General features: G+C 63.4%; 18 protein-coding genes. 16 read left to right on the forward strand and 2 right to left on the reverse strand.

The features are described 5' to 3' along the window. Window positions 1-3: 3 nt before the first annotated feature. From GTP55_RS14025 to GTP55_RS14035, 3 genes are all read left to right on the forward strand, one after another. A complete protein-coding gene (locus GTP55_RS14025) occupies window positions 4-1,248 on the forward strand; it encodes an EAL domain-containing response regulator (protein ID WP_229257931.1) in 1,245 nt (414 codons plus the stop codon). Between the two features lie 13 nt (window positions 1,249-1,261). Next, window positions 1,262-2,944, forward strand: a complete 1,683-nt coding sequence (locus GTP55_RS14030; RefSeq protein ID WP_161045546.1) for a methyl-accepting chemotaxis protein — start codon at window positions 1,262-1,264, stop codon at window positions 2,942-2,944. Between the two features lie 95 nt (window positions 2,945-3,039). Next, on the forward strand, window positions 3,040-4,515 hold the full coding sequence (locus GTP55_RS14035; RefSeq protein WP_161045547.1) for a methyl-accepting chemotaxis protein: 1,476 nt from the start codon (window positions 3,040-3,042) through the stop codon (window positions 4,513-4,515). Window positions 4,516-4,588: 73 nt separating this feature from the next. On the opposite strand, the gene GTP55_RS14040 is transcribed toward GTP55_RS14035, so the two are convergent. Further along, window positions 4,589-5,401 (reverse strand): class I SAM-dependent methyltransferase, encoded by an 813-nt coding sequence (locus GTP55_RS14040; RefSeq protein WP_161045548.1) that lies wholly within the window; start codon window positions 5,399-5,401, stop codon window positions 4,589-4,591. A 313-nt stretch (window positions 5,402-5,714) separates the two neighbouring features. Between GTP55_RS14040 and GTP55_RS14045 the strand changes: the two genes are divergently transcribed. From GTP55_RS14045 to GTP55_RS14105, 13 genes are all read left to right on the forward strand, one after another. Beyond that, entirely contained in the window at window positions 5,715-7,352 is a 1,638-nt protein-coding gene (locus tag GTP55_RS14045) for a TldD/PmbA family protein (RefSeq protein WP_161045549.1), read from the forward strand. 18 nt (window positions 7,353-7,370) lie between these two features. Beyond that, the gene (locus GTP55_RS14050) at window positions 7,371-8,708 is read left to right on the forward strand and encodes a TldD/PmbA family protein (protein ID WP_161045550.1); all 1,338 of its coding nucleotides are present in this window, start codon (window positions 7,371-7,373) and stop codon (window positions 8,706-8,708) included. 105 nt (window positions 8,709-8,813) lie between these two features. Then, a complete protein-coding gene (locus GTP55_RS14055) occupies window positions 8,814-10,451 on the forward strand; it encodes a TldD/PmbA family protein (protein WP_161045551.1) in 1,638 nt (545 codons plus the stop codon). 3 nt (window positions 10,452-10,454) lie between these two features. Further along, the gene (locus tag GTP55_RS14060) at window positions 10,455-11,792 is read left to right on the forward strand and encodes a TldD/PmbA family protein (RefSeq protein ID WP_161045552.1); all 1,338 of its coding nucleotides are present in this window, start codon (window positions 10,455-10,457) and stop codon (window positions 11,790-11,792) included. 8 nt (window positions 11,793-11,800) lie between these two features. Next, window positions 11,801-12,424 (forward strand): DUF4159 domain-containing protein, encoded by a 624-nt coding sequence (locus GTP55_RS14065; protein ID WP_161045553.1) that lies wholly within the window; start codon window positions 11,801-11,803, stop codon window positions 12,422-12,424. Window positions 12,425-12,429: 5 nt separating this feature from the next. After that, window positions 12,430-13,431 (forward strand): AAA family ATPase, encoded by a 1,002-nt coding sequence (locus GTP55_RS14070; protein WP_110846353.1) that lies wholly within the window; start codon window positions 12,430-12,432, stop codon window positions 13,429-13,431. Between the two features lie 7 nt (window positions 13,432-13,438). Beyond that, the gene (locus GTP55_RS14075) at window positions 13,439-14,353 is read left to right on the forward strand and encodes a DUF58 domain-containing protein (RefSeq protein WP_161045554.1); all 915 of its coding nucleotides are present in this window, start codon (window positions 13,439-13,441) and stop codon (window positions 14,351-14,353) included. Continuing rightward, window positions 14,350-15,501, forward strand: a complete 1,152-nt coding sequence (locus tag GTP55_RS14080; RefSeq protein ID WP_202423708.1) for a BatA domain-containing protein — start codon at window positions 14,350-14,352, stop codon at window positions 15,499-15,501. The genes GTP55_RS14075 and GTP55_RS14080 overlap by 4 nt, the downstream gene beginning before the upstream one ends. Beyond that, on the forward strand, window positions 15,485-17,515 hold the full coding sequence (locus tag GTP55_RS14085; RefSeq protein WP_161045555.1) for a DUF4175 family protein: 2,031 nt from the start codon (window positions 15,485-15,487) through the stop codon (window positions 17,513-17,515). The genes GTP55_RS14080 and GTP55_RS14085 overlap by 17 nt, the downstream gene beginning before the upstream one ends. After that, window positions 17,512-19,215, forward strand: a complete 1,704-nt coding sequence (locus GTP55_RS14090; protein WP_161045556.1) for a hypothetical protein — start codon at window positions 17,512-17,514, stop codon at window positions 19,213-19,215. Before GTP55_RS14085 ends, GTP55_RS14090 begins: the two co-directional genes overlap by 4 nt. 34 nt (window positions 19,216-19,249) lie before the next feature. After that, complete coding sequence (locus tag GTP55_RS14095) at window positions 19,250-20,143, forward strand: dihydrodipicolinate synthase family protein (protein ID WP_161045557.1); 894 nt, start codon at window positions 19,250-19,252, stop codon at window positions 20,141-20,143. Window positions 20,144-20,239: 96 nt separating this feature from the next. Beyond that, window positions 20,240-21,067, forward strand: a complete 828-nt coding sequence (locus GTP55_RS14100; protein WP_161045558.1) for a helix-turn-helix transcriptional regulator — start codon at window positions 20,240-20,242, stop codon at window positions 21,065-21,067. Window positions 21,068-21,079: 12 nt separating this feature from the next. Beyond that, window positions 21,080-21,721 (forward strand): glutathione S-transferase family protein, encoded by a 642-nt coding sequence (locus GTP55_RS14105; RefSeq protein ID WP_161045559.1) that lies wholly within the window; start codon window positions 21,080-21,082, stop codon window positions 21,719-21,721. A gap of 2 nt (window positions 21,722-21,723) precedes the next feature. Here the strand turns inward: GTP55_RS14105 and GTP55_RS14110 are convergent, their stop codons facing one another. Further along, on the reverse strand, window positions 21,724-22,362 hold the full coding sequence (locus tag GTP55_RS14110; RefSeq protein WP_161045560.1) for a pyridoxamine 5'-phosphate oxidase family protein: 639 nt from the start codon (window positions 22,360-22,362) through the stop codon (window positions 21,724-21,726). Between the last annotated feature and the right edge of the window lie 51 nt (window positions 22,363-22,413).

Consider the following 22,413-nt stretch of genomic DNA (forward strand, 5'->3'; position numbering starts at 1 on the left):
AATATGCCAACCACCTCCGCTCCCTGGGCCGGCCGCCGTGTGCTGGTGGTTGAGGATAGCGCCGTGCAGCGCGGCTATCTGGTCGGCCTGTTGAAGCAGCTGGCGTTTGGCGAGATATTCGAAGCGGCTGACGGCAACGAAGCCTTGCAGCTACTGGAGCGCGAGCGGAACGACCGCATTTTCCTGGTGCTGACCGATCTGGAAATGCCCGGCATGGACGGCATCGAACTGACCTGCCAGCTGCGCGAACGCGATCTGGCGGAAAACCTGATCGTGGTCAGCGCGCGCGATCCGCGCCTGCTGGAGATCATTGAAAACATGGCGTGCGAGGACGCGTCCATCGGCCTGCTGGGCACCTTGCTCAAGCCGGTGCAGCTGGACTCCCTGGCGCTGCTGCTGTCCAAGGTCAATGACCGCAACAATGACAGCCGGCCCGCTGCACCGACACCGGCGCAGGCCTCGCTGGAAGAAGTGGCGCAGGCGCTGGAACGCCACGAATTCCTGCCCTGGTTCCAGCCCAAGATCGCCATGCAAAGCGGCCAGCTGAAAGGCGTGGAAGCGCTGGCGCGCTGGCAGCATCCGCAGCGCGGGCTGCTGTCGCCGGGGTACTTCATCGACACGCTGGAAGGCCATCCGCTGATGGCCGACTTTACGCTGCTCCTGGTGCAGCAAGTGCTGCAGCACATTCTGCACTGGCAGCAGGCCGGCCTGCCGGCGCTGGCGGTGTCGGTCAACCTGTCCGCCGACAACCTGTCCGACCGCAGCTTCATTGACCGCCTGACGGCGCTGGTGATGCAGTCCGGCGTGGCGCCGGCGTCGCTGGTGTGGGAGGTGACCGAGACCAGCGTGATGCGCCAGCTGTCGCAGGCGCTGACCAATATGGGCCGTTTGCGGCTGATGGGCTTTGGGCTGGCGATGGACGATTTCGGCATCGGCTATTCATCGATGCAGCAGTTCGCGCGCTGCCCGTTCACTGAGCTGAAAATCGACCGCGCCTTCGTCAACGGCGCGGCGCAATGGCCTAACCGCCTGATGGTGTTGAAAAGCGCGCTCGATCTGGGCCAGAGTCTGGGCGTGGCGACGGTGGCGGAAGGCGTGGAAACGGTGGAAGACTGGAAGCTGCTGCGCGATCTCGGTTGCGATCTGGCGCAGGGTTATCTGCTGGCCAAACCGATGCCGGCTGACGATTTGGTGGGGTGGATGCGACAGGACCGGCGCCGCTTGCGCGCGCTGGCGGGAATGGAATAAACAGGAGAAGCTCATGTTGGCGAAATTGACAGTCAGGACCAAGATCCTGGCGCTGATTGCTGTGGCAGTGCTGGCGTTGTTGCTGGTGGTGGTGATCGCCTTCCAGGGGCTGAAAAAGGAAGGCGAGATGCTGGCGGAAATCGGCAGGAACCGCATGCCGTCGGTGCAGGCGCTGATGACCATCAACGAGGGCAAGACCGGCATCCGTTCCGCCAACCGCGCGGCGGAAGCGGTGGCGTCGTATCCGGAAAACACGGCGGAAATCGCGCAGCAGATCAAACGCCGCGCGGAGATTTTTACGCAGATCGACCAGGCATGGAAAGTCTACGACGCGCTGCCGCAGTCGCCCGAGGAAGCCACGGTGTGGAAGACCTTCGTCAAGGCGTGGGAGACGTGGAAGAACAAAGACGCTGAATTCGGCAGCGTGCTGACGCAGATCCAGGGCGCCGATCCGGCCAGGCGCAAGGACTTGTTCGCCGCGCTGCATAACAACCTGCTCGACAACCGCAATGCCTTCCATGAGCTGGAAACCAATCTGGATAAGCTGGTGGAACTGAACGTGCGCTATGGCGACGAGGCGGTAAAGGAAGCCGATGCCGCATCGGCGTCCGCTGCCTCGCGCATGTATGCCGCATCCGCCGTGGCACTGGCGCTGCTGGTGGCACTGGGTTTGCTGATCCTGCGCGGCATCATGAAACAGCTGGGCGGCGATCCGTCGTACGCAGCGGACATCGTGCGGCAGGTGGCCGACGGCGACCTGAGTGCGCAGGTGCAGCTCAAAGCCGGCGACACCGGCAGCCTGCTGGCGGCGATGAAAGGCATGATCGACAAGCTGTCCAGCGTGGTGCAGGAAGTGAACAACGGCGCCGAGGCGCTGGCGTCGGCGTCGGAAGAGGTCAGCGCCACGGCGCAGTCCTTGTCGCAGGCGGCCAGCGAACAGGCGGCCGGCACCGAGGAGACCAGCGCCTCGGTCGAGCAGATGACGGCTTCCATTTCGCAGAATACCGAAAATGCCAAGGTCACCGACAGCATCGCCAGCAAGGCCGCGCTGGAAGCGGCGGAAGGTGGCGCGGCGGTCAAGTCCACCGTGGCGGCGATGCAGCAGATCGCCAAGAAGATCAGCATCATCGACGATATCGCCTATCAAACCAATCTGCTGGCGCTCAACGCGGCCATCGAGGCGGCGCGCGCGGGCGAACATGGCAAGGGCTTCGCCGTGGTGGCGGCCGAGGTGCGCAAGCTGGCCGAACGCAGCCAGGTGGCGGCGCAGGAAATCGAACAGGTGGCGTCCAGCAGCGTGGAGCTGGCGGAGAAGGCCGGCCAGCTGCTGGACGAGATGGTGCCGAATATCCGCCGCACCTCGGACCTGGTACAGGAGATTACGGCAGCGTCGGAAGAGCAGTCGGCCGGCGTCGGCCAGATTAACTCGGCGGTGACGCAGCTGAGCCAGACCACGCAGCAGAACGCGTCCAGCTCCGAACAGCTGGCGGCGACGGCGGAAGAGATGAGCGCGCAGGCGGAGCAGCTGCAACAGGCCATGTCCTTCTTCAAGCTGGCCGGCGGCAAACGGGCGGTGCGCGCGCCGGTAATCAAACAGAAGCCGCGGCGCACCGGCCGGCAGCCGGTCGGCGCAGGCTCCAGCCGCCGCATGCCGGAGATGAGCGACCCGGATGAGACAAACTTCGTGAAGTTCTGACGCTGGAATGCCGCACCGTTAGTTTTGGTGAGAATTAGCGGGCAATATTGGTTCACAATGAATTGTCATCCCGTCTCTCCAAGGAGTACCCGCCTATGTTCAAGCAGATGAAAATGGAGACCCGGCTGCATACCGGGTTTGGCCTGGTTGTTGTATTGGTGGTGCTGATGGGCGTGATCGCCTTCAGCAAGCTGACGTCCCTGCACGATCACTGGACCGACTTTGAAAACGTCACGCTGGCGCGCAAGAACGCCGTGCTGGAAGCGGTGACGGCGCATGGCCGCGCGGTGCGTCACTTCAAAAACTATATCCTGCGTGGCCCCGATAGCAATGCGCAGTTCCGCACCGAGCTGGCAGTGATCGAAAAAGAGATGGCGGCGTATCGCGCAGCCGGTGCGCTGTCGGCGGAAGAGCAGGCGCTGCTGGGAGAGGTGCAGGACGGCGTCAAGGCCTATGACCACAGCATGGGGCAACTCGAGGCGATGCACGAGAAGGGCATGACGGCGCTGGAGATGGACAAGAACATCAAAGGTGCGGACGAAGCCATCGCCGCCGCCTTCCGCAAGCTACTGAAGGTGAACGATGCGGAAACCCAGAAGGAATCGGCGGCCATGACGGACGTGACCAACTCCGCCAAGCAGATGATATTGGCGGTGGATGTGGTGATCGCCATTCTCGGTTGCGTGCTGGCGGTATGGCTGGCGCGCAGCCTGTCTTCGATTGTGCGGGATGTGCAGATGGTGGTTTCCGGATTGTCCGGTGCATCGCAGGAGGTCAGCGCGACGGCGCAGTCCCTGTCGCAGGCGGCCAGCGAGCAGGCCGCAGGCGTGGAAGAGACCAGCGCCTCGATCGAGCAGATGACGGCGTCGATTGCGCAGAATACCGAGAACGCCAAGATCACCGACGGCATCGCCACGCAGGCGGCGGTGGAAGCGGCGCGCGGCGGCGAGGTGGTGAAAGCCACCGCATCGGCCATGAAGCAAATCGCCGGCAAGATCGGCATCATCGACGATATCGCTTACCAGACCAATTTGCTGGCGCTGAACGCGGCGATTGAAGCGGCGCGCGCGGGCGAGCATGGCAAGGGCTTTGCGGTGGTGGCGGCCGAGGTGCGCAAGTTGGCCGAGCGCAGCCAGGTGGCGGCGCAGGAGATCAGCGCGGTGGCGGCGGACAGCGTCAAACTGGCGGAGCAGGCGGGCGAGATGTTCGATCACCTGGCGCCGAATATCCGCAAGACCTCGGAGCTGGTGCAGGAGATTACGGCGGCGTCGGAAGAGCAGTCGTCCGGCGTGCGGCAGATCAATAGCGCGGTCATCCAGCTGAGCGAGACCACGCAGGTGAATGCGGCCAGTTCGGAAGAGCTGGCGGCGACGGCGGAGGAGATGAGCGCACAGTCGGATCAGCTGCGGCGCCTGATGGCGGTGTTCAAGCAGTACGCAGTGGACGACGCGCCGCGCGTGGCGCTGCGGCGCCCGACGGTGTTGAAGAACGCCGCCGCCGCGAGGCCGGTGCGCACGGTCGGTTTGGTGTCCGACAGCACCCCGGACGAAACCAAATTCACGCGGTTCTGACTATTACCCCGCAGGTCGATCAGCGGCGGGGTCTGACCCCGTACGGGGTCAGACCCCTCTCACGCAGTGCGGGTTACGGCTTGACGAATTTGAGCGTCATGCGGTCGCTCTCGCCGATGGCCTGGTACTTGGCGCGATCCTCATCCTTATTGGCATAAGTCGGCGGCAGTGCCCACACGCCGCCCTTGTGATCGGCCGTATCCTTCGGGTTGGCGTTGACCTCCGACTTGCCAGCCAGCTTGAAGCCGGCCGCTTCCGCCAGCTTGATCACATACTGCTCATGCATATAGCCGCTGCTGGCCGTCGCATCCTGCGTCTTCGACGCTGGCAGGCGATGCTCTTCCACCCCCAGCACGCCGCCCGGTTTCAGCACCGTGTACAGGTTGCCGAACAAATCCTTCATCTTGTCCGGACCCAGCTCGATCCAGTTGTGGATATTGCGGAAGGTCAGCACCATGTCGACGCTGTTCGGCGGCGCCAGCTCGTATTTGCGGCCCGGCGAGAACACGCCGATCGCCACCTTGTTGTAGGCCTCCGGCTTGGCGTTCAGGCGCGCCATGAAGCGTTCGGCGCCACGGCGCTCGCCCTCGTTGGGCGACGCCATGTCATTGCCGCCGGTGATCAGCTTGCCGTGATCGCGCAGGTACGGCGCCAGGATCTCGGTATACCAGCCGCCGCCCGGCGCCAGCTCAACCACCGTCATGGTCGGCTTGATGCCGAAAAAGCTCAGCGTCTCGTACGGATGGCGATAGACATCGCGCTTGACGTTGTCCGGCGTGCGCGTTGGCGCGGCGATGGCGGCCTTCAGCGCGTCGTCGGCCTGCGCGGCGGTGTTCACGCCGACCAGCGTCATGGTGGCGACAGCCGCCAGGATAAATCGTTTCATGCACAGTCTCCTGATGTGTGGTGGTGAGCGCGATCATCGGCCAAGCACGCAAACAGGTCAAGCGAAACGACATATCCGCACCGCCCCGGTGCGCGGACAAGCCTCGGACACTCTGCGGACACTTCGCGGACACTGTGCGGACACTTCGTCGGCCACGCAACACTAATAAAACAGACACTTGCACAACACTTGTCGATGGCATACATTTTGCAATCCGTGTTCTTAATCCGCCGCTAATATTGGCAAATCACTAGAACAGGCGACGGATATTTTGCCAAATGGGCGGCTGGCCCACAACAATGTTGGAGATACTATGGAACGACGTGCTTTCCTCAATATCAGTAGTCTGGCGCTGGGCACGATGCTGCTGCCCTCCTTTGGCCGCGCCATCGCTGCCGAAGAACTGCTGACGCAAGTGGATGTGAAGTTCAAAAAAGCCCTGGCCGACACCGCGATGACGGCCGCCACCCAGGCCGGCGCTTCCTACTGCGACGTGCGCGTGGGCCGCTACCTGAATCAGTTCATCACCACGCGGGACCTGAACGTGGAAAACGTCACCAACACCGAGTCGGCCGGCGTCGGCGTGCGCGTGATCTCCGGCGGCGCCTACGGCTTTGCCGCCACCAACGACATGACGCCGGACGGCGTGGCAGCCGCCGCGCGCCAGGCAGTCGCCATCGCCAAGGCCAACGCCAAGCTGCAAACCGAACCGCTGATCCTGGCGCCGGTCAAAGGCGTGGGCGAAGTGGCGTGGGCCACGCCGATCACCAAGGACTGGCGCACGGTGCCGATCAAGGAAAAGGCCGAGCTGCTGATCGCCGCCAACAAGGCCGGCATGGACGGCGGCGCCAGCTTCATGCAGTCCTTGCTGTTCCAGGTGAACCAGCAGAAGTACTTCGCATCGACCGACGGCTCCTACATCGACCAGGACGTGCACCGTTTGTGGGTGCCGTTCTTCGCCACCGCCGTCGACCAGAAAGAGAACAAGTTCCGTTCGCGCCAGGGCCTTTCGGCGCCGGTCGGCATGGGCTACGAATACCTGGACGCGCGTCCCGAGCACAAGCTGCAGGCGGCAGGAGGCGTGACCACGCTGTACACCAAATCCTACGACATCATTGAAGACGCGCGCCTGGCCGGCAAGCAGGCCAGGGCCAAGCTGAAAGCCAAGTCGGTGGAACCGGGCAAGTACGATCTGGTGCTGTCGCCGGAACACCTGTGGCTGACCATTCACGAATCGGTCGGCCACCCGACCGAACTGGATCGCGTGCTGGGCTACGAGGCCAATTACGCCGGTACCAGCTTCGCCACGCTGGATAAATGGCAGTCGAAGAAATTCAAATACGGTTCGGACCTGGTCAACATCGTGGCCGACAAGACCACGCCAGGTTCGCTCGGCGCGGTCGGCTACGACGACGAAGGCGTCAAGTGCAAGAACTGGGACATCATCAAGGACGGCATCCTGGTCAACTACCAGGCCACGCGCGACCAGGCCCACATCATCGGCGAGAAGGAATCGCACGGCTGCTCGTACGCTGACAACTGGGCCAATGTGCAGTTCCAGCGCATGCCGAACGTGTCGCTCAAGGCCGGCGCCAGGAAGCAGACGCCGGACGAAATGATCAAGGACGTCAAGAAGGGCATCTACATCGTCGGCGACGGCTCGTTCTCGATTGACCAGCAGCGCTACAACTTCCAGTTTGGCGGCCAGCTGTTCTACGAAATCAAGAACGGCAAGATCGGCCAGCAGCTGGAAGACGTGGCCTACCAGTCGAATACCCAGGAGTTCTGGAACGCCTGCGTGGGCATCTGCGACGAGCGCGATTGGCGCATGGGCGGCTCCTTCTTCGACGGCAAGGGCCAGCCGCCGCAAGTGTCCATCGTGTCGCACGGCGCGGCGACGACGCGCTTCAACGGCATCAACGTGATCAATACCGCCCGCAAGATCGGCTAAGTCCTGGAGAGAGACAAGATGAAATTCCTGAGTCAAGAAGAGACCAAGCGTATCAGCGATAAACTGCTGGCGCTGACCAAGGCCGACCAGTGCGAGGTCACCATCAACGGCAGCCGCAAGGGCAACATCCGCTATGCGCGCAACGCCGTTTCCACCGCCGGCCTGATTGAAGACACGCAGCTGGTGGTGTCCGTCGCCTTCGGCAAAAAACAGGGTACGGCTTCGGTCAATGAGTTCGACGACAAGTCGCTGGAAAAAGCCGTGCGCCGCGCGGAAGACCTGGCGCGCCTGGCGCCGGAAAATCCGGAGTTCATGCCGACGCCGACCAAGCAGGAGTACAAGGCGTCGCAGACCTTCTTCCAGAAGACCGCCGACATCGATCCTGAATTCCGCGCACAGGTGGCGGCCTACAGCATCGAGAACTCGCGCAAGAATAAGCTGGTGGCGGCGGGCTTCTTCACCGACGGTACGCAGTTCACCTCCATCGCCAACTCCAACGGCGTGTTCGGCTACCAGACCGATACGGGCCTGGACTTCACGCTGACGGTACGCACCGAAGATGGCCGCGGTTCCGGCTGGGTCAAGCGCAGCGTGGGCGATGCCAGCAAGTTCGATGCGCGTGCTGCCTCGGATGTCGCCATCGAAAAGGCTTTGCGTTCGGTCGATGCCAAGGCGCTGGAGCCGGGCCGCTACACGGTGATCCTGGAACCGGCCGCCACCTCCGACGTGCTGGCGTATATGTTCAACTCCTTCGACGCGCGTTCCGCCGACGAGGGCCGCAGCTTCCTGTCGAAAAAAGGCGGCGGCAATCGCCTGGGCGAAAAGCTGTTCGATGAGCAGGTCAATGTGTGGGCCGACCCGTGGGACAAGGACGTCGCCGTGCTGCCGTGGGATACCGGCAGCATGCTGGCGCGCGAACGCCAGGACATCATCAAGAATGGCCGCATCGCCAACCTGGATTATTCGCAGTACTGGGCCAAGAAGCAGGGCAAGCGCGCCATCGGCACGCCGGGCAATATCATCATGGCCGGCACCAACAAGTCGACCGAAGAGCTGATCGCCAATACCAAAAAGGGCATCCTGGTCACGCGTACCTGGTATATCCGCATGGTGGACCCGCAGTCGGTGCTGCTGACCGGCCTGACGCGCGACGGCACGTTCTACATCGAGAACGGCAAGATCAAGCATCCGATCAAGAACTTCCGCTTCAATGAAAGCCCGGTATCGATGCTGAACAATATCGACGAAATCGGCAAACCGGAGATTCTGTCGGGCGACGAGTCGCAGTTCCAGTTGCTGATTCCGGCGATGAAGGTTCGCGACTTTAACTTTACGTCGCTTTCGGACGCAGTGTAACCAACGTCACTCCCGCGCAGGCGGGAGTCTATACCGCGCGTCTGGATCGGCGTGGGATGGATCCCCGCCTTCGCGGGGAGGACGTGCGCAGGCCTGGAGAATTTTATGGAACGTCGTTCATTTTTAAAAGTAGGCGCGGTCGCTGGCGGCAGCCTGCTGGTGCCGGTCTTCGGTAACGCGATTGCAGCCGAGGAGCTGCTCAATCCCATGGCGGTGCAATTCAAGAAATCGCTGGCCGACGCCGCAATGAACGCCGCGACCAAGGCCGGTGCCTCGTACTGCGACGTACGCATCGGCCGCTATCTGAACCAGTTCATCACCACGCGTGACCTGAACGTGGAAAACATCGTCAACACCGAATCGTCCGGTGTCGGCGTGCGCGTGATCGCCGGCGGCGCTTACGGCTTCTGCTCGACCAACGTGATGACGCTGGACTCGGTGGCCGATGCGGCGCGCCAGGCGGTCGCCATCGCCAAAGCCAACGCCAGGCTGCAAACCGAGCCGGTGGTGCTGGCGCCCGTCAAAGGCGTGGGCGAAGTGGCGTGGGCCACGCCGTTCAAGAAGGACTGGCGCGCAGTGCCGATCAAGGACAAGGCAGACATGCTGCTGGCCGCGAACAAGGCCGGACTGGATGCGGGCGCCAGCTTCATGGCGGCCAACCTGTTCCAGGTGAACCAGCAGAAGTACTTTGCGTCCACCGACGGTTCGTATATCGACCAGGACATCCATCGTCTGTGGTCGCCGTTCACCGCCACCGCCGTCGATAAGGCCAGTGGCAAGTTCCGCACCCGCGACGGCCTGTCGTCGCCGGCCAGCATGGGCTTTGAATTCTTCGACTGCAAAGCGGAGAACCGCATCAAGGCGGCGGGTGGCGTCACCACGCTGTACAAGGGCGCTTACGATCTGATTGAAGATGCACGGGCGGCGGGCCGACAGGCGCGTGAAAAACTGACCGCAAAGACGGTCGATCCGGGCAAGTACGATCTGGTGCTGTCGCCGGAACACTTGTTCCTGACCATCCACGAATCGGTCGGCCACGCCACCGAACTGGATCGTGTGCTGGGTTACGAGGCCAATTACGCCGGTACCAGTTTCGCCACGCTGGACAAGTGGAAGTCGAAGAACTTCAAGTATGGCTCGGAGCTGGTCAACATCGTCGCCGACAAGACCACGCCGGCTTCGCTGGGCCTTGTAGGCTATGACGATGAAGGCGTCGCCTCCAAACGCTGGGACTTGATCCGCAACGGTATCCTGGTCAACTACCAGGCCACGCGCGACCAGGTAGCCATCATCGGCGAGAAGGAATCGCAAGGCTGCTCGTATGCGGACAGCTGGAGCAGCGTGCAGTTCCAGCGCATGCCCAACGTGTCGCTGGAAGCGGGCAAGAAGCAGCTGACGCCGGACGAGATGGTCAAGGACGTCAAGAAGGGCATCTACATTTTGGGCCGCGGTTCGTACTCGATCGACCAGCAGCGCTACAACTTCCAGTTTGGCGGCCAGCTGTATTTCGAAATCAAGAACGGCAAGATCGGCCAGCAGCTGGAAGACGTGGCCTACCAGTCGAACACGCAGGAGTTCTGGAACGCCTGCACCGCGCTGTGCGATGAACGCGACTGGCGCATGGGCGGCTCGTTCTTCGACGGCAAAGGCCAGCCTAGCCAGGTGAGCGCCGTGTCGCATGGTTCGCCAACGACGCGCTTCAACGGCATCAACGTAATCAACACCGCTCGCAAGATTGGATAACAGATGAAGATGCTGAATCAGGAAGAAGCAAAACGCGTTTGCGACAAGCTGATGTCGCTGTCCAAGGCAGACGAATGCCGGGTGCAGATCAGCGGCTCGCGCAACGGCAATATCCGCTATGCACGCAATGCGGTGTCGACGGCCGGCCTGGCGGAGAATACGCAGCTGACGGTGAGCGTCGCTTTCGGCAAGCGGCAGGGTACGGCCTCGATCAACGAGTTTGACGACAAATCGCTGGAAAAGGTGATCCGCCGCGCCGAAGATGTGGCGCGCCTGGCGCCGGAAAACCCGGAGTTTCAGCCGGCGGTGAAGAAGCAGGATTACAAATCGTCGGCCACCTTCAGCGAGGCCACTGCGGCCATCGATCCGGAGTATCGCGCCGAAGTGGCGGCGCTAAGCATCAACTCGGCGCGCAAGCACGGACTGGTGGCGGCGGGCTTCTTCAGCGATACCAGCGGCTTTGAAACGGTGGCCAACTCCAACGGCGTGTTCGGCTACCAGACCTTGAGTAACCTGGGCTTTACCGTCACCACCCGCACCGAAGATGGCCGTGGCTCCGGCTGGGTGACGCGCTCCGCCAACGATGCGCGCAAGTTCGATGCGCGCGAGGCCTCCGAGATCGCTATCGAAAAGGCGCTGAAATCGGTCGACGCGAAAGCGCTGGAGCCGGGCCGCTACACGGTGATCCTGGAGCCGGCGGCGACGTCGGAAATCATCGGCCGCATGTTCGGCGCCTTCGATGCGCGCCAGGCCGACGAAGGCCGCAGCTTCCTGTCGAAAAAGGGCGGCGGTAATCGCCTGGGCGAAAAGCTGTTCGATGAACAGGTCAATATCTGGGCCGATCCGTGGAATCCGGACGTGCCGGTGCTGCCGTGGGATGGCCAGGCCATGCTGGCGCGCGAGCGCGCGGACGTGGTCAAAGGCGGCAAGATCGCCTCGCTGGACTACACGCGCTACTGGGCCGAGAAACAGGGCCAGCGCGCCACCGGCCGTCATGGCAACATGATCATGGCGGGCGGCGGCAAGTCGACCGAAGAGCTGATTGCGTCGACCAAGAAGGGCATCCTCGTTACGCGCACCTGGTATATCCGCATGGTCGATCCGCAGTCGCTGCTGCTGACCGGCTTGACGCGCGATGGCACCTTCTACATCGAGAACGGCAAGATCAAGCACCCGGTGAAGAACTTCCGCTTCAACGAAAGCCCGGTGTCGATGCTGAACAATATCGATGAACTGGGCAAGCCGGTGGTGATTGGCGGCGACGAGGTGCGCTATCAGATGCTGATTCCGCCGATGAAGGTGCGCGACTTTAACTTCACGTCCTTGTCGGACGCGGTGTAAGGACGGCTGTGGCCTCGTACGATTTTTATTTCACCCGCCTGACCTACGAGTCGGGCGACTGGGATGTGGATGTCCGCATGCCCAGCAACGTGCTTAACTCGCTGGTGGAGTACACCACCTTGCGGGTCGATCCCGTTGAGCGCATCGTCGCGCTGTCCGATCCCAAGATGCTGGAGGCGCCGTTCTGCTATTTCGCCGGCCACAAGCTGGTGCAGTTCACGGCGGCCGAGCGCAAGAACCTGGAGCGCTATATCAAGGGCGGTGGCTTTTTGTTCGTGGACGACTGCAACCACGACATCGACGGGCTGTTTGCGAAATCGTTCGAGGCTGAAATCGGCCGCATCTTCGGGGCCAAGGCGCTGCACAAGATCCCCAACAACCATCCGATCTATTCGAGCTTCTTCAAGTTTGAAGACGGCCCGCCGAATACCGGCGTGGAGCTGAACGGCTGGGGCGACGATCTGGTGCACGACTATCTGAAGGCGATCGAGGTCGGCGGCCGCGTGCGGCTTTTGTACAGCAACAAGGACTACGGCTGCGAGTGGGACTATGACTTCCGCAACAAACGATTCCTCGCGGTCGACAATACCCGCTTTGCGGTCAATATCATTCAATATGCGTTGGGAGCGTAGTTATTATGGCTGATGGTGCAATCGCCTGGAGCGAAAATGAAATCGGCGCGCTGACCGCCAAGGTGAAGGCGCTCAAGGCCAGCATGGCGCGCGTGATCATCGGCCAGGAGAACGTGATCGATTCGCTGATCATCTGCCTGCTGGCCGGCGGCCATGCGCTGGTGGAGGGCGTGCCGGGACTGGGTAAGACGCTGCTGGTCAAGTCGCTGTCGCAGGCGACGGAGCTGGACTTCCATCGCGTGCAGTTCACGCCGGACCTGATGCCGTCGGATATCGTCGGCACCGAAATCCTGGAAGAAGACCATGCGACGCGCAAGCGCGAGTTCCGCTTCCAGCAAGGGCCGGTGTTCACGCAGGTGCTGCTGGCGGATGAAATCAACCGCGCGCCGCCGAAGACGCAATCGGCTTTGCTGGAAGCGATGCAGGAGCGCTCCGTCACCTTTGCCGGCCAGACGCACAAGCTGCCCAAGCCGTTCTTTGTGCTGGCGACGCAGAATCCGATCGAGCAGGCCGGCACTTATCCGCTGCCGGAGGCGCAGCTGGACCGCTTCCTGCTGCGCATCGATGTGGTGTATCCGACCGAGGCCGAGGAAATCGCCATGGTGTCGGCCACCACGCACGCCGGTCTGAAAGACGCCGAGCCGGTAATGGATGTCGCCACGCTGCTGCGCCTTCAGCAGCTGGTGCGCGATATCGAAATCGGCGAGCATCTGCTGGCGTATGCCACCCGCCTGGTACGGGCGACGCGGCCGGCGCTGACCACGGTGCCGGCGGTGAAAAAACATATCGCCTGGGGCGCAGGGCCGCGTGCCGGCCAGGCGCTTGTGCTGGCCTCCAAGGCGCGCGCGCTGATGCAGGGCCGTCTGGCGGTCACACGAGAAGACATCGCCGAGATGCTGCTGCCGGTGCTGGCGCACCGTGTGCTGCGCAACTTTGAAGCGGAAGCGGATGGTGTGGCAATCGCCGACATCCTGCAGGCGCTGCGCGAACATATCCGCCCGGACTAAACTGCCGATGCAATCGACCGCAACGCAGCCCGCTGGTGCAATGACCGCCATGCTGGCCCAGACCAGGGATCTGGATCTGGTGATCCGTCACGTGCTGGCTGGCCTGGGCCATGGCATCCATATTGGCCGCGAGCGCGGCGCCGGTGTTGAGTTCTCCGAGTACCGTGCCTACGCTCCCGGCGACGAATGGCGCCGCGTGGACTGGAAGCTGCTGGCGCGCGCCGACCGCTATTTCGTTCGCGAGGCCGAGCGCGACAGCCATGTCGCAGTCTGGCTCTGGCTCGACGCCACGGCATCAATGGCGGAGCCGAGCCGCGAGATCAACGGCATCGACAAGCTGTGGTTCGCGCGCACCGTGCTGGCCTGCGTGGCCGCTATCGCTCAGCGCCAGGGCGACGCTTTCGGGCTGGTGGTGTGCAGCGCGGGCAAGGTTAACTACATGCCGGCCGCGCGTGGACCGCGCCAGCTCCAGCGCGTGCTGGCGGCGCTGAACAGGGCGACGCCGCAGGGCGAACTGCCATCGGCCGAAACGCTGCGCGCCAGCCTGCACTTCGCGCGCGCGCCGGGCATGATCTTCGCTGCCAGCGATTTCCTCGACTGGCCGTCGCCGCTGAGCGAGGCCTTGCTCCGCTTGCGGAATATGCGGCACGACGTGCGCCTGCTCACGCTGCGCACGCAGGCGGAGGTGGACGCCAGCTTCAAATCCGGCGGAGGCTATCGCGATCCGGAGCGCGACGATGGTCTGCACCGCATGAGTAACGCCGACCGTGAACACTACAAGCAGCAAAGCCGCGCGCACTTCGGCAGCGTGGCGGCAAGCTGTCGCCAACATGATATCGTCCACTACGAGGCGCGCATCGAGCAGCCATTGACTGGCGTCTTGCGCAGCTGGTTGCAGCTGGCGGGAGCGCGGGCCAGATGATTTTGAGTTCTTATCCCTGGTGGTGGCTGGCGTTGCCGCTGTTATTGCTGCCGATCTGGTGGCATCGCCAGAAGCGCCAGCGCCTGAAAGCCGAACCGCTGGCCACTGCGCGTTTCCTGCCATCGGCGCCACCGGAACAACTGCGCGTCTGGCAGTGGCGCGACAAGTTGCTGCTGGTGGTGCGCTGTTTGCTGTTGGTGATATTGATCGCCTGGCTGGCCGCCACCATCTTCCCGTGGCGTGGCGACACCGTGCTGGTTGATGCCGGCGCTGACAAGGCGTGGGCCGAGCAGCAAATCTCCGCCGCAGGCTTTGCCGCCGCCGCGCGCATCGACCTGCCGCCAAACCCACTGGCATGGCTACGCGCCAACGAACGCGATTGGCGTCCGACCGCGCGACTGCTCATCGTCGCCCGCGCCGATCAAATCGCGATGCCGGCCCGCGTGCCGCAATTCAGCCACCAGCTAGAACTGCGTACAGCCAACGCGCCAGCCGCACCGCTCACGCCGACCACGTCAGTCGCACCTGTGACGCCATCCGTGCCACCTGCCGCGCAGCTGACCGCAACTACGCACCACATCGTACTGGCCGCACCAGCCGCCCGCACGCCAGCATGGCAATCACTGTTCGCCGCCTTCGACGTAGCAGGCAAAGCAGCCATACGCCACCAACTCGCCACCGAACAAGACGTCGGCACGACGCTGATCGTATGGGACACGCCCGCCACTGCGCCGCCCGCCAACTGGCACGCTCCACACTGGTGGATCGCGCCGTCCGCCGCCGCGACTGCGAGCGCCAACGCTACTGGCACAGCTGCCGCCAGCGCCGGCTTCCCCGAGTTGGCCTCTGCGACCAGGCTGACAATTAACGGCATTGCGCTGCGCTACGCCGACTCACCGCACGGCCGCCTATGGACGTCGGACGCTTTCCCGCCACGCGACGCCGACACTGCCCGTGCGCTGTACGAAGCCTGGCAATTGCTCTCCGCCTCGCCTGCGCCAGCCTACGCCACGCCATCCCAGACCTTCAGCGCCGCCCGCAGCGCGCTGCCCGCCATCACCAACGCCAAGCCCGCCTACTGGCTCGCCCTGGCGCTGCTGGCGCTCTTCATCCTTGAACGGACCCTCACGCATGCACGGCGAAACTGACCACCTGCGCCGCCGCCTCTGGACCGTCATCTGGCGCCGCCGCGGCCCGCAATGGCTGGCCGCACTCCTGCCAATGCTATTGGCCGGCTGGATGCTGCCCGCCATCCGCATCGCCATGGCAGCAACCATCACCCTCTGGGGAGTCTGCGCCATCGCCGACGGCTACCGCTGGAAGCAACGCATCGCCGCCCAATGGCAATCGTGGCTCAACGCCGCCATCCCCTCACTGGAAGACAGCAGCGAACTACTGACAAGCGACGCCAAAACGCCCATCGCCAGACTTCAGCAACAACGCCTGCAAGCCCGCCTTGCCGGCGCGCTCACAGACGCCGACTACCAGCGCATTGCCCGCACCCAGGCACGCTTCTCCATCTGGCCGCTGCTGCTCGCCACCCTCGCCGCCGGCGCAGCCATCGCATGGCAAGGCCAATCCGCACCGACGCCAACACCAGTGGCAGCGGCCGCCCACGCCAACAAACCTATCATCGACGGCGAGGTATACCTCAGCATCACACCGCCAGCCTACACCGGTATCAAACCCTTCGAGACCGGCGCGCGCGACCTCCAGATCCCGCAATACGCCGAGGTCCGCTGGTGCATCCGCAACGCCACCGGCGCCGAACCCACCGTCGAACTGGGCGACGGCCACACGCTCACCTTCGGCAAAGACTGCGCCACACTCCGGGTTGAAGACTCGCTGTTCTGGCGTGTACGCGGAACATCCGCCACCCGCTACAACATCCGCGTCACACCGGATCAGGCGCCGCAAGTCACCGTCAGCGAACCGACAGAACTGATCCACCTGCTGCAAAAAGACGCCAGGTCGGTACAAATCTCCGTCAGCGCTCGCGACGACTACGCCATCGTCCGCGCCAGCCTGCACATGACCCTCGCGCGCGGCAGTGGCGAAAACATTCGCTTCAGCGACAAGGAAGTGCCGCTGCCGCAATCCAGCGATCCCAAATCGCGCAGCTGGAAAAAACAATGGACGCTGGCGGAACTCGGCATGGAGCCGGGCGATGAACTCTACTTCTTCGTCCGCGCCACCGACAACGCGCCGGAGAACCCGCATACCGCCCAGTCGCCAACCTACACGCTACGCCTGCCCGGACCGGAAGCGGAAAACCTGGATTCCACAGCATTACCTTCCATGAGCAAACCGGAAAACCTGCGCAGCCAGCGCCAGATCATCATCGACACCGAACAACTGGTCGCCGACCTGAAAGCCAATCCCGGCATGCCGGCCGCCACCCAGCGCTCGCGCAGCGAAGGCATTGCCGCCGACCAGGCAGCGCTACGCCTGCGCTATGGCCAATTCCTCGGTGAAGAATCCAGCTTGTTCGGCGACGAAGAACATGAGCATGAACATCACGGCCAGGAAAAAGCCGGCAGCGAAATCAGCGTCATGAAGGAATTCGGCCATGCGCACGATGTGGAGGACAACGCCACCATCTTCGACCCGCAGACGAAAGCGGTCCTCAAACGAGCGCTGTCCGCGATGTGGGACGCGGAAAAGTCGCTGCGCGCGGTATCGCCCAAGACCGCGCTGCCGCCGGAATACAAGGCGCTGGACGCCATCAAGGAACTGCAGGCGGCGGAACGCGTCTATCTGCACCGCACCGCTTTTGTGCCGCCGGCGCTGAAGGAAGAAAAACGCATGACCGGGGACATCGTCGGCGCCATGAGCTACAAGCGTGCGCAAGGCGCGGCCAGCGACACGGTACCGGCCGAAGTGCGCGATCTGGTCCAGGCGCTGTCGCAGGATGGGGCGTTACCCGCCTTGTGGAGCAAGGCTGCGCGTGAGGCGATTGCCGCGCGCATCACCGATCAGGAACAGAAGCTGAGCGCACAGCGCGCCGTGCAGGATGTTCAGGATGGCTGCGTTCCATGCCGTGCCGAGTTGCGCGCATGGCTGCGCGGCACGCTGACCGATGCGCCGGTGCTGCTGCAAGCACACCCTTCGGCGGATACGCCGTTCCGCCAGGCGTGGAGCGGTAAGGAGCAGGTTAAATGATTATTTCTACTGACCTGGCGAATATTGCGCCACCGTTGGCCGCGCTGGCTGCTGGCTTGATCAGCGCCGTGCTGTATGGCCGCAAGCGCCGCTGGATCGACGCGGCGTTGGCTGGCGTGGCAGGCGCCACGTTGGCGGTGGCGCTTGCGGATGTGCGCTTGCCTGCTGGCGCGGCGGCGCCGTTGGCCGTCAGCACAGAAGCGGGCCGCATCAGTGCGTCCGATCTGTATGCGATTCCGGCGGCTTCCAGCATTGTGCTGAGCGGCGATGGCGTGCGGGAGGCGGAGTGGCGCGATTTGCCTGCGCGTCCGCTGCAATGGAAGCCGGCGGCGGCGGATCTATTGTGGCTGGATTTCCCTCGTTCGATGTCGGTGGGCCGCATCTTTACGCTGACTGTGCGGCGCTCATGGGCGCCGGGGCAGTGGCGCTTGCAACTGCTGGCTGAGAACAAGCAGGTGCTGGCGGATTCCGGCCTGGCGGCGGAGACGCAGTTGTCCGTGCAGTGGCTGCCGCCGGTGGCCGAGACCATGGTGCTGCAAGCCCGCTTGCTTGACAAGAACGGCAAAACGATTGCGCAGGGACCGGTTCCGTTGCAGGTGAAGGATGCGGTGCCGTTGCAGATTCAGGGGCGTTTCGATGCGCCGTCTTTTGATGCGCGGGCGTTGAATCAGTTGCTGTCCGATGGCGGTGCGGTATTGGACTGGAATGTCACGCTAGGCAAATCAATTACGCGCAGCGAGACGGCGCGCGCGCCACTGGTAGCGGCCAATGCGATGTTTGTCGATGCGGCGTATGTGGAGCATTTGACCGCCGTTGCGCGTGCGGCTTTGCTGGCGCAGGCTGGCAAGGGCGTGCCGCTCGTGGTCTTGGGCGGGAATGCTTCGGATGCCGGTATGTGGCAGCGGGATTTTGGTTTGTCGCTGCGCCAGCAATCGCCAACGACGGAGAAGGAGGATATGCGCCAGTTTGGTGCGTTGTCGCTGCCGCCGGCGCAGTTGAATCCGGCGGAGAGCGTCGCCGCGCCTTGGTCCGTGTTGGCGCGGGATGGCCGGAAGCAGCCGTGGTTGTGGCAGCGGGGCGTTGCTCGGGGACGCGTGGTGTGGGTAGGCGTGGCGGACTGGCATAAGTATGCGATCAGTGCGCCGCAGGCATTGGCGTTATGGTGGCAGTCAGCGATGGATTTGATTGTGCTGGATGGCGTGCAAAAAACGGTTTGGCAGATGAGTGATCCGCTGCCTGCGCCGGGATTGCGCAGTGAAGTATGCGCGCAGGGTGTAAAGGCGGGGACGGCGCTGGCGGCCGAAGGCTATGCGGCGATGGCACTGGCTGCGCGCGCGGACAAGGCGGATGCTGTGTGTGCGGCGTTTTGGCCGCAGAAGGCTGGCTGGGTGAAATTCAGCGCGGAAGGCATGGCGGAGCAGGGCGAGGAATACGTCTATGCCGCCGGCGATTGGCCCGCGTGGCAGAAGGCGCTGCGCCGTGACGCGACGTTGCAATATGCCGCCCGCTCCGCGCCAAGGGCCGCCGGCCAACGCGCCGACGCCACCGCCGCGATGGCCGAGCCCAACGCCTCCGCTGGCGTCGCGGATGGCGGCAACTGGCCGGGCGTGCGGGCGGCTGGCGTGTTGTTTGCGCTGATGCTGCTTGCTCTTTGGTGGCGCGAGCAGCGGCAGATCGGCGGCGCTGACGATAGGTTATGATATCCGGCACATCAGCCACGACGGAGTTGTCGCCATGTTTTCCGGACTCAGTGCATTCCCTTTAACGCCTATGAACGAAGACGGTATCGATACCGTCGCCTACGCGGCTCTGGTCCGGCGTCTTGCCGATGCCGGCGTTGACTCCATCGGCGCGCTTGGCTCTTCGGGCGGCTACGCTTACCTCTCACGCGACGAGCGCGCGCAGGTTGCGCGTATTGCGGTGGAAAACGCGGGTCCCGTTCCAGTCATGATCGGCATCGGCGCGCTGCGCACGCGCGATGTTTTACTGCTGGCGGAAGACGCGCAAAAGGCCGGCGCCAGCGCCGTCTTGTTGGCGCCTGTCTCGTACAACAAGCTAATCCCCGAAGAGGTGTACAGCCACTTTGAAGCGGTAACGCGCAATCTGTCGATTCCCCTCTGCGTTTACGACAACCCCGGAACCACCAATTTTCAGTTCACCGACGAACTCCATGGCCGCATCGCGCAACTGCCGAATGTCCGTTCGATCAAAATCCCCGGCATGCCTCTTGACCCGCAGGAGGCCAAGGCGCGTGTCGATCGTCTGCGTGCATTGATTCCCGCGCATGTATCGATCGGCGTCAGCGGCGACTGGTTTGGCGCCATCGGCTTGAATGCCGGTTGCGAAGTCTGGTATTCAGCCTGGGGCGGCCTGTTTCCGCGCACCCTGCTGGAGATCACGCGGGCGGCGCAACGTGGTGATGCGCAGGAAGCCAGTCAGCTGCTGGAGCGCCTGCGTCCATTGTGGGATCTGGTCGCCAGGCAGGGTGGTAGCCTGCGCGTAATGGCCGCCGCCGCCGAGTTGCTTGGACTGACGAAGTCACCCTGCCTGCCGTTGCCGCTGAAGGCAATCCATGGCCACGACCGCGCCATTCTTGCACAGCTGATCGCGTCGCTGGAGCTTCAATAACGTTTGAGCGGATCGGCACCGAATCCGACTGATACGGCACCGACGCGACACCGGGCGGCGGCTACACTATGCGTGTTCCCACTAACGGACGCTGATATGCAAGCTCCTTCCAATGCAGACCGCAATATCCACGCCATACCCGGCGTGGGCGCTGCCGCGCATGTCCTGCAGGGACGTGAGTTGGAGATACTGCGCGTCCACGTGCAGCAGCCTGCGCTGATCCTGGTTGACCGGGGTACCAAGACGGTACGCACCTCGCAGGGACTCAGCGTGCACGCGTGTCCAGCCCAGGCGCTGGTTCTTGGCGGCGGCCAGACAGTCGATTTCACAAATGCCGTGAGCGAGGGCGATCACTACGAGGCGCGCTGGCTGGTGTTCGATCCAGTGCTGCTGGACGATCCGTTTTATCGCGGCGAGGCTGTCGGCAAAGCCGTTCCGGCACGCGCGGTGACGAAGGTAGCAGATGGCCTGACCGATGCATTTGGTCGCGCCACTCAGGCATTGACGCACTGCCTGCCCGCAGCAGTGGCGCGCCAGCGCCTGCTGGAGGTGATGCACTGGCTGCTGGAGGCTGGCGTCGCGTTGTCCGCTCCAGCAGTAGCCGCCGACATCTCATGCAAGGTGCGCGCGCTGATCGGCGCGAGGCCGCAACAGGACTGGAACGCCGGTCGCGTGGCCAACGAGCTAGCTGTGTCGCAGGCCACGCTGCGCCGCCGCCTTGCCGCCGAAGGCAACTCGCTGACAGAACTGTTGGTGGATATCCGCATGGCGACTGCACTCACGCTGCTGCAGGCCACCACGCAGCCTGTCTCCCACATCGCGCTCTCGGTGGGCTATGAATCTCCATCGCGCTTTGCTGTACGGTTTCGCCAACGTTTCGGCTTTGCGCCGACGGCGGTGCGGGGCCACGAGCGCACATTATGAAAGCAGTCAGCCATGATCAAAATCCACCACCTCGGCCATGCCCAATCTGAACGCGTCGTCTGGCTCTGCGAAGAGCTGGATGTGCCGTATGAGATTGAGCACTACACGCGCGATCCGGTCACGATGCTGTCGCCGCCGGAACTGAAAGCGCTCCATCCGCTCGGCGCTGCGCCGGTAATTGAAGACGGCGACTTGATGCTGGCGGAATCGGCTGCCATCGTCGAGTACATCATTGTCAAGCATGGCGGCGGGCGGCTCAAGCCTGGGCCGGAGCGCCCGGACTATGCGGACTTTCTTTACTGGTTCCACTTCGCGAACGGGAACCTGCAACCGGCGATCGGCAGGGTTCTGTTCATGCGGCGCACCGGTCTGCCGCCGGACCATCCGGCGCTGGCGGCGGTGCAGGCACGCATGGACCGTGTTCTGGCATTGATGGAGGCGCGGCTTGGAGAAGCCGCTTGCCTTGCTGGTAGCGAGTTCTCCGCAGCAGACATCATGACCGTTTTTTCATTGACCACCATGCGTATGTTCCAGCCGTTTGACCTGACGCCGTATCCGCACATCAGGGCTTACCTGCAGCGCATCGGCGCGCGTCCTGCTTATCGCCGCGCCATGAGCAAGAGCGATCCGGACCTGACGCCGATGCTGGACTGACGTCAGCCCTGCTGCCAGCGCTGCACGTAGTCCGGCGCCGGGAGCGTGCAGGCGGGATCGGTGATCGGCGCCTGTTGGGTGCGGGCGAAGGGCAGCACGCCGGCCCATGCCGGCCAGCTCAGGTCTTCTTCATCGTCGCCGGGCAGGCCGCTGCGGATCTTGCAGGCTGCTTCTGTCAGCGGGATGCGCATGACGGTGGTGGCGGCGTATTCCTTGTCCGAGCCGGGACGAATCTCCGCCTGCCGGCCAGGCACCAGTTTTTCCATGAAGGCTTCCATTGCATGCCGCGCGCCGGCTGCGTCAACCACCTCAAAGCGCCCGTAGATCATGGCCGAGCGGTAGTTCATCGAATGATTGAACGCCGATCGCGCCAGCACCAGGCCGTCCAGATGCGTGATGGTCACGCAGCATTCGCCGTCCATCAGGCGCTTGAGCATGCGGCTGCCGTTGGAGCCGTGGATGTACAGGTAGTCGCCCTCGCGCCAGCAGGCCGTGGGGATGCAGTGCGCGCCTTTGGCGTCGCCGAAGGCGATGTGGCACAGGTAGGCGTCGTCAATGATGGCGTGCAGCGTGGCGGCGTCGTAGTGGCCGTTGGTGGCAATGCGGCGGATGCGGGTGCGGTCGGTCGGTGCTTCGTTCATGGTTCTCCTCGTAAAAATACCAATATAATGAAACGCTGGCTCCATAAGTAG

The sequence above is a fragment of the Duganella margarita genome (assembly GCF_009857535.1).
Lineage (GTDB): Bacteria > Pseudomonadota > Gammaproteobacteria > Burkholderiales > Burkholderiaceae_D > Rugamonas > Rugamonas margarita.

Coding starts and splice junctions, on each gene's coding strand:
- GTP55_RS14025 (WP_229257931.1), top strand. CDS start 4: ATGCCAACCACCTCCGCTCCCTGGGCCGGCCGCCGTGTGCTGGTGGTT.
- GTP55_RS14030 (WP_161045546.1), top strand. CDS start 1,262: ATGTTGGCGAAATTGACAGTCAGGACCAAGATCCTGGCGCTGATTGCT.
- GTP55_RS14035 (WP_161045547.1), top strand. CDS start 3,040: ATGTTCAAGCAGATGAAAATGGAGACCCGGCTGCATACCGGGTTTGGC.
- GTP55_RS14040 (WP_161045548.1), bottom strand. CDS start 5,401: ATGAAACGATTTATCCTGGCGGCTGTCGCCACCATGACGCTGGTCGGC.
- GTP55_RS14045 (WP_161045549.1), top strand. CDS start 5,715: ATGGAACGACGTGCTTTCCTCAATATCAGTAGTCTGGCGCTGGGCACG.
- GTP55_RS14050 (WP_161045550.1), top strand. CDS start 7,371: ATGAAATTCCTGAGTCAAGAAGAGACCAAGCGTATCAGCGATAAACTG.
- GTP55_RS14055 (WP_161045551.1), top strand. CDS start 8,814: ATGGAACGTCGTTCATTTTTAAAAGTAGGCGCGGTCGCTGGCGGCAGC.
- GTP55_RS14060 (WP_161045552.1), top strand. CDS start 10,455: ATGAAGATGCTGAATCAGGAAGAAGCAAAACGCGTTTGCGACAAGCTG.
- GTP55_RS14070 (WP_110846353.1), top strand. CDS start 12,430: ATGGCTGATGGTGCAATCGCCTGGAGCGAAAATGAAATCGGCGCGCTG.
- GTP55_RS14075 (WP_161045554.1), top strand. CDS start 13,439: ATGCAATCGACCGCAACGCAGCCCGCTGGTGCAATGACCGCCATGCTG.
- GTP55_RS14080 (WP_202423708.1), top strand. CDS start 14,350: ATGATTTTGAGTTCTTATCCCTGGTGGTGGCTGGCGTTGCCGCTGTTA.
- GTP55_RS14085 (WP_161045555.1), top strand. CDS start 15,485: ATGCACGGCGAAACTGACCACCTGCGCCGCCGCCTCTGGACCGTCATC.
- GTP55_RS14090 (WP_161045556.1), top strand. CDS start 17,512: ATGATTATTTCTACTGACCTGGCGAATATTGCGCCACCGTTGGCCGCG.
- GTP55_RS14095 (WP_161045557.1), top strand. CDS start 19,250: ATGTTTTCCGGACTCAGTGCATTCCCTTTAACGCCTATGAACGAAGAC.
- GTP55_RS14100 (WP_161045558.1), top strand. CDS start 20,240: ATGCAAGCTCCTTCCAATGCAGACCGCAATATCCACGCCATACCCGGC.
- GTP55_RS14105 (WP_161045559.1), top strand. CDS start 21,080: ATGATCAAAATCCACCACCTCGGCCATGCCCAATCTGAACGCGTCGTC.
- GTP55_RS14110 (WP_161045560.1), bottom strand. CDS start 22,362: ATGAACGAAGCACCGACCGACCGCACCCGCATCCGCCGCATTGCCACC.